This is a genomic window from Allocoleopsis sp. (assembly GCF_036703385.1).
GTDB lineage: Bacteria > Cyanobacteriota > Cyanobacteriia > Cyanobacteriales > Coleofasciculaceae > Allocoleopsis.
The window spans coordinates 1-6875 of the sequence record NZ_DATNPA010000344.1 but is presented as its reverse complement, the minus strand read 5'-3'; the positions used below and the strand labels follow the sequence as shown (position 1 = coordinate 6875).

General features: G+C 46.6%; 7 protein-coding genes. 2 read left to right on the top strand and 5 right to left on the bottom strand.

What is annotated here, in order from left to right:
• Nucleotides 1–346: 346 nt before the first annotated feature.
• Nucleotides 347–1468: a saccharopine dehydrogenase family protein gene (locus tag V6C93_RS17190; RefSeq protein WP_333477895.1), complete on the top strand. Its 1122-nt coding sequence runs from the start codon at nt 347–349 to the stop codon at nt 1466–1468.
• A 48-nt stretch (nt 1469–1516) separates the two neighbouring features.
• Here V6C93_RS17190 and V6C93_RS17185 read toward each other — a convergent pair whose 3' ends face one another.
• The 4 genes from V6C93_RS17185 to V6C93_RS17170 all read right to left on the bottom strand — a co-directional run bounded on the left by V6C93_RS17185 (nt 1517) and on the right by V6C93_RS17170 (nt 4740).
• A complete protein-coding gene (locus tag V6C93_RS17185; protein ID WP_333477894.1) occupies nt 1517–2188 on the bottom strand; it encodes a hypothetical protein in 672 nt (223 codons plus the stop codon).
• A gap of 36 nt (nt 2189–2224) precedes the next feature.
• A complete protein-coding gene (locus V6C93_RS17180; RefSeq protein ID WP_333477893.1) occupies nt 2225–3028 on the bottom strand; it encodes a hypothetical protein in 804 nt (267 codons plus the stop codon).
• Between the two features lie 550 nt (nt 3029–3578).
• On the bottom strand, nt 3579–3977 hold the full coding sequence (locus V6C93_RS17175) for a DUF202 domain-containing protein (RefSeq protein WP_333477892.1): 399 nt from the start codon (nt 3975–3977) through the stop codon (nt 3579–3581).
• A gap of 172 nt (nt 3978–4149) precedes the next feature.
• A complete protein-coding gene (locus V6C93_RS17170) occupies nt 4150–4740 on the bottom strand; it encodes a Crp/Fnr family transcriptional regulator (RefSeq protein ID WP_333477891.1) in 591 nt (196 codons plus the stop codon).
• 195 nt (nt 4741–4935) lie between these two features.
• Between V6C93_RS17170 and V6C93_RS17165 the strand changes: the two genes are divergently transcribed.
• Entirely contained in the window at nt 4936–5763 is an 828-nt protein-coding gene (locus V6C93_RS17165; RefSeq protein WP_333477890.1) for a phosphate/phosphite/phosphonate ABC transporter substrate-binding protein, read from the top strand.
• A gap of 45 nt (nt 5764–5808) precedes the next feature.
• Here the strand turns inward: V6C93_RS17165 and V6C93_RS17160 are convergent.
• Nucleotides 5809–6875: tetratricopeptide repeat protein (locus tag V6C93_RS17160; RefSeq protein ID WP_333477889.1), on the bottom strand; the 1067-nt coding region annotated here is incomplete at its 5' end.

Below are 6875 nucleotides of genomic sequence, written 5' to 3'. Positions count from 1 at the left end.
CGAGAGCGAGGAGGGAGCTTGTTCGCGAAGATATGTCGCGAACAAAACCGCTTTGTGTCTCAGTGGTTGCTTCATCGTCTGTATTCCTTATGGGTATTGGGCTTATGCCTTCTGTTTCCCACTTTTGTCAGTCAACCAGGGGGCGCTCTAAGGTGCGCCCTTATTTCAGGTTATAGGGATTGTTTCAAATATCTTACCTAGGGCGAGCTGGGGAAGCTGGGGAGGAAAATCTTACCTGTATAAATTAACATCAACCTTTTTACAGAGAACATCTCATCCGAGCTAATGATGATTAAGACAAGCCGAAAGTGATGAAATAAGTAACGATGATACTGATGCAGGAGCGATGACAGACCAACGGGTTTTGATTCTTGGAGGGCAAGGGAGAGTCGGCAGGAGTGTGGCGCAAGACCTCGTTGCGAATACTCAGGCGAAGATTACCGTAACGGGACGGAAGCTGAAATCTGAAGCTACTGTGAAGCAGCAGGAGTTACCACAAGTGGAGTTCCTTGCTCTAGATTTAGCCGATCGCGAGGGGTTGAAAAGAGCGATCGCATCTCATAACCTGGTGATTCACTGTGCCGGCCCCTTTCTTCACCGGGACGCTACTGTCCTGAAAACTTGCATTGAAGAGGGTGTGAACTATCTGGATGTTAGTGATAATCGCGCCTTTACTCGTAAAGCCTTAGCCTATCGCGATGCGGCGACGGGGGCTGGCGTTACTGCAATTGTTAATTCTGGCATTTTTCCTGGCATCTCCAACAGTATGGTGCGTCACGATGTGGAACAGCTGGATGAGGCAGAACAAATTCACCTGAGTTATGTAGTGGCGGGTTCTGGTGGTGCTGGGGTTACCGTGATGCGGACAACATTTCTGGGTTTACAAGAACCGTTTGAAGCTTGGATTGATGATCAGTGGCAGTTGGTGAAACCGTATAGCGATCGCGAAAGCGTTAAATTCCCAGAACCTTATGGTAAAGCAGGGGTCTATTGGTTTGATATGCCAGAAGCTTTTACACTGGTTGACTCCTTCCCTGTGGCAACCGTCATTACCAAGTTTGGATCTATTCCCGATTTTTACAATCATCTTACCTGGATAGCGGCTCATATTTTTCCCCCCTCCTGGCTCAAAAATCCAGGAGGGATTGAGTTTTTAGCGCATGTCAGCCATCGAATGACTGGTGTGAGCGATCGCTTCAGTGGCATTGGTGTTGCCATTCGCTCTGAAGTTACGGGTCAAAAAGACGGGAAATCTACCCGTGTTTGCTCAACTTTAGTACATGAGAATACAGCGGTGGCAGCGGGTGCGGGTACTGGCAGTCTTGCCGAATTAATGCTGATTAATAAGCTGAATAAACCAGGCGTCTGGCCTGTCGAGCAGGTACTGCCTACTGAGTTGTTTCAACAAACGGCTCAAAGTCGAGGTATCAAGCTTAACGTGAATGTCAATGAATTAAGCCCAGGTTAGAATCTAAAATCCCTGTCATATCGAATCCGTTTGTTATTGGAATCATATTCAGCGTTTAGTCTGTAATTTCGTCATTTCTTGCTGAACGCCAACCGCAATCTGCAATGCCTCATTGAGAAGATGCCCATACTCACTGGCTCGGTCGTTCACTTGCAGAGTTTGCACCGTTCTCAGATTCGTTGCTAAGAGTTCGGGACTAGTGATCAGGAAATTCCGATTTTCCCGCAGAATTTTTTCTGTTTTCAATGCCCTGACTAAATCTTCTTTGATCAGAGTGAGTGCATCAATTACTTTTTTGCGCTCACTTAAAATTTCTGTCGTTCCCGTCGCCCCTAACTGGTCATTAATATGTATCGCTTTAATCACAGCATTGTATCGATCCACTTCATCCAACAAGGAACATAGACCCGTAGGACTGTTGTGCTTTAACCAAAACCACCGCACCGATATAATCACAATGGGCACCACAATCAGAGTAACCAAGGTGGCAACCAGTGAAGAACCGATAAAAGGAAGAATCACGAAAACATGCAATAATCCAACGATAATTGGTGTCAGAGCAAGACTGAGCAAAAGTTCTTGAACAAAGAAATTTAATCGCTGTTTTGGATTGTGAAGGATGGTTGGTCTAAAAATCTCCGTTGAGTCAACCCCAGTCAGGTGTCTGAGTTCTCCAGGGGAAATTTCCAAGCCCTGCAAATCTGGTTGCACAGAACGCACTGCTCCCTTTACTGTGACTAAATACAGTTTTATCCCTTAACTAATTCGCTGCTCTTGTAACTTTCTCATTTCTTCTCGTACATCCACAACAATTTGCAAAGCTTCATTCAACAGGCGTCCATACTCACCGGCTTGGTCATTCACTTGCAACGAAGTTAAAGCCGTTAGATTCGTTTCAAATAGCTCGTAATTCAATTGAATAAATTTCGCATTTTCCCGGAAGATCCGTTCTGTTTTTAAGGCGCGAAGGATATCCTCTCTGGCTAGCCTAAGGGTGTGAATGACTCTCTCTCGGTTTTGCAATCCCACGCCCGGATTGCCGACAGCTTCTATTTGGTCATTGAGGTCAATTGCTTTAATCACGCAATTAAAACGTTTAACATCCTCAAACATTCTGACCAGATTCCGGTTTTTGTAGCTGAAACGAATCTTCCTGAGATCATCTAAGAGTAAGACAGCAGAAGCAATGCCATCGATAGCAATTAGCGACACCATCTGCTCGGGAAAGATCAGACCGAGAACTAAACCACTCAAACAGATAAAAAGAATTACTAGGGAAGTTTTGCCAATCTCAGAGATAAATTTCCTGAGAGTCGGTGGTCTAAACACAGCATCAAGGCTTACACCGCTAGAGTGCTTGATTTCTCCCTTTGTAATTTCCAATCCTTGTAAATCAGTTTGCATTGGGGGCGGTGCGATCGCGACAACTCGGTTGGGAAAATGGGTTAGTACTCTTTGCAGACGAGTACTCTGAGTGGACAGTTTGCTGAAAGGAGCTGATCGCTCTAACAGCCTCGTGTGTCTTGTCTTCTCCAGTCGGTCTTGGAGCGTTAAGAGCATCACTGGTTTCAGGTCGGCTACTTCTTGACTAACTGGTGCTGAACACTATAGTTTTTTCACTCCCTTAAGCTAAGTTCAGACTAATTCAGAAATAAACTACCCATCAGCGTAAATGCGTTAAACGACTCGTTGAGTCTTGTCAGTCCTCAGACCGATGTCAACCTGGCAGGCAGATCATATCCAGCTTAACGAATCCTCAACGAAGGTGTTTCATGGCTGTGTTAATTATCTATCGCCATCGGATTTCAGTTTTCTAATGTGGGTAGGATGCCGCCGCTCAATGTTGCCTACATTACAATTTGTTCGGATTAAGCACTGGGGATGGCCTATTCTCAATCTACTCCTATACAACCCAAGACTCAGGATTACAGAGCAATCTTTGACCCAGCCTTAAGGTGCGATCGCAGTTGAACCGGCTAGCAGTCCAATTCTTTCTAGCGGTAAGCTAGGACTGCATAAAGCCAGAGCTTAAGCCCTGACGACAAGTGAGTTGCCTAGGAAAAAGGGATGACACTTAGCTGCTTAAACTAGACTTTCAATATAGGTCTAATCACTCAGGAGCAAGAAAACTCGTTGAGGTAGCGGTGACTGTAAATACGTAATAGATCACCCAAGAGCCTAGGAGTGCAATGCTGATGCTGAAGAAGATCACCCGACGTGTTGAAGGTTCGTAGGTGTCATCATCAATGGTGCGGCGGATGATGAAGTAGTACACCGTTGAAAGAAACACCGTCATTAGACCAGCTATAGAGAAAAGTAAACCCAACTTCCAGCCAGTGCTGGGATGGGGCAGTTCGGGAACTTGGAAGTAACGAAGACGCACGATGACTACCCCAAAACCCATTAGAGCGATCGCACTACGCATCCATGCCAAGTAGGTGCGCTCATTCGCTAAATGATCACGCACCCGCGACGGATTTTGTCGCCCTCGCTTCTGTGTATCGCTCAACCCTGACCCTCCAAACTCGGTCTATTCATCAAGGCGTTTCCTGTGCAAGCTTTTTAACTAATTAGGTTGCAGGTTACAGCCTAACCAGAGTCTAGAAAAACTCCTCATCAAGCTATTTTTACTAGTGAACCTGTCGAGGAAAGCACGCCTTTAGGAGGACATTGAAATTTCGTTAAATTTCGTAGTGCCAGAACGGCTGTTTTTCTTGTAAGATCATACGTTTGCGAGAGAGTCGCTCAATAATTCCCTGCTTTTCAAACTCATTCAGGAGTCGCGTAACTGTAACTCTTGTTGTTCCAATAATTTCGGAAATTTCTTGATGAGTTAAGTGCAAATCGATTAGTTGTCCCTGCTTAACTTCCTGACCAAATTTTTTGGCTAACCAATTTAACAATCGCAGGAGCGAAATGTCAATAGAGCGATAATGAAGAATTTCTAAAAACTCATGATATTGCTGAATATGCTGAATGAGAACTTCATTGACGAGGTACCATTGGTCGATAGGTATTCGAGTGACCTCTACAGTAGTGAGGCATTCCATTTGATAAGGTTCTGCCTTGGATAGCACCCGACCAACGACATCTCCAGCTCCCCATATTCCCAGAGTGACGGTTGTTCCATCTTCTAGCAGCGTCAAGGTACGAACCGCCCCACTGTCAATTTGCCACAAATAATCTCGGCTTGGGGGAAGTACAGAGCGACGTGCAAATTGACTTCGTTTGTAGTCAACAGAGCCAGTTGATAAAAGCGAAAAAGCAGCCATTTCACTCATCCTGATTGTGAAAACTCTTTTACCGCATCTAGTGCTTACGGGTTGCCAAAGATGGGTAAGTGGCATTGTAACAGTAAAGCGCTATATTCCGATAGACGAACTGTAGTTTCTACCTTAACAAAATTAGACCGAACTGGAGTAGCCTGCAATACTTAACTTTCAGGGTTTAGGATCAGGAGGACATTTATGAACTACGTCCCAATGAGCCAACCCGACAAAATCCGGTTAGTCTCTTATCTTGCTCCCAATATGTTTGGTTTCTACGAGGCTGTTGGGACATACTTGAGCCGGGTATGGGGGATCGAAACACAGCTGATGCAGAGTGAGTATGACCCCCTAGAAGACCCGATGATGCTACACGATCAACTGGATATGGCTTTTATCTGTGGCTTGCCTTTCGCACGGCGTCACCAAGTCATCTCTACTCAACTCCAAGCGTTAGTTGCGCCAGTGATGCAAGCCAGTCGCTATGAAAATCGCCCCGTGTACTTCTCTGATATCATCGTTAACACCCAGAGCCACCTCTACAGCTTCGATGATTTAGCGGGTAAAACCTGGTGCTATAACGATCTGGGGTCAAATAGCGGCTACAACTTGGTACGCCAACGCCTGATGCAGGGGGGATACTCCAGTCGGTTTTTCGGCAAGGCGATTCCATCGGGTTCGCATCAGCGTTCCATCCGACTGGTGATTGAAGGACAGGCGGATTGCTCGGCTATTGATAGCACAGTGCTAGAGCAAGAATTGCGCGATTTTCCTGAATTTTCGCCTCATTTACGGGTGATTGAGTCTATTGGCCCTTGCCCGATGCCACCCGTAGTGGCTGCACAGCGGCTGGGTACAGCTTTGATTAACTCCCTACAGTCGGTGCTGTGTCAGCCGGATGCACAACTGCAAGCTGCCATGGCGCGATCGCATATTCAGCGCTATGTTCCCGTACAGTCTGAAGATTATGCTCAACTTGCGACAATGTACGATGTGGCGGTAGATGCGGGTTATCAAGCGATCGCTTAGGTGATTGCGCGATCGCTTGCGCTCAAGCGCAACGACAAACTTGATTCAAGCACTCAGATGTTCTACCACCTCGATCAGCTTGGCGTAAGTTTTAGCCAATGCTACACCTTTGGACTGGCATAATTCTTCAATCCATTGCGTTGCTTGATTTGCCTTGATTGTCATTCTCGACTTGGTCATAGTCTTGGCACTGGGAAATTGGAGGAGTCCCTGACTCTGGGGGCTGGATACTACAGTAGGTTCACACTGAAGTAAGGGAATGTAACGACGGGCAGCAAAGCGCTTTTCTAAGAGCTTAATCGCTTCATGGTTTTGATTCGCACGCAACCAGGCATCGAGATACAGTTGTTCAAATAGGTCATGCTGGGCATGGCTACCCCCAATGATGTGTAGGCGGCACATGATTGGACCGAGTTCGCCAAGCGCTCTTTCCCATTTTCCTTGAGCATGGGCAGCCATTCCTCGTGCGGCGGGTACAGCGACCTCATTCCACGCCCGCTGGACAGAAGGGTCAGCCGTTTTGGCATACGCTTGCATACTCAAAAGCATCTCGGTGACATGGTCAGTATTACCTGCCCTAGAAAGGGCGTAAATGTAATGCAAATCTTGGAATGGTAGGGCGTGTTCGTGAATTCGCGCTGTTAGATGAGGGGCTAATTCCTTCCATCTATTGCCCACCTCGACTCCTCTTAATTCCAGCCGCAACAGTAGGGAAATTGCGCCAATTGGGTCTTTGGAAGAATCTTTCCACGCACGACCCCAGACGTGAGAGTCATACAGGGATAGCACTTTCTGAAATTCTTGCTTCTCTAAATAATAGAGAGCGATGTGCCACCAATTGTGTGTGTAAAGCATGGAATTGCAGTTCTCCCAGGTATCAGAGAGGCTTTCCATCCAAGCAATGCCCTCTTCAAGCCTGCCTTGCATTTCCATCACATGAGCAACAGCATGGTGTGCCCAGGGGTCATTCCGGTTCATTTCGGTTGCCAGTTGCCCCATTCCTTCCGCTTCATCGAAGCGGTGGCACTGCTCTAAACCAAAGGCAATCATGCCGTATAAGTAGTGATTTTCCCGGTTAGCGGGGAGAACTTTTTCGGCAATTGAGAGCAGTG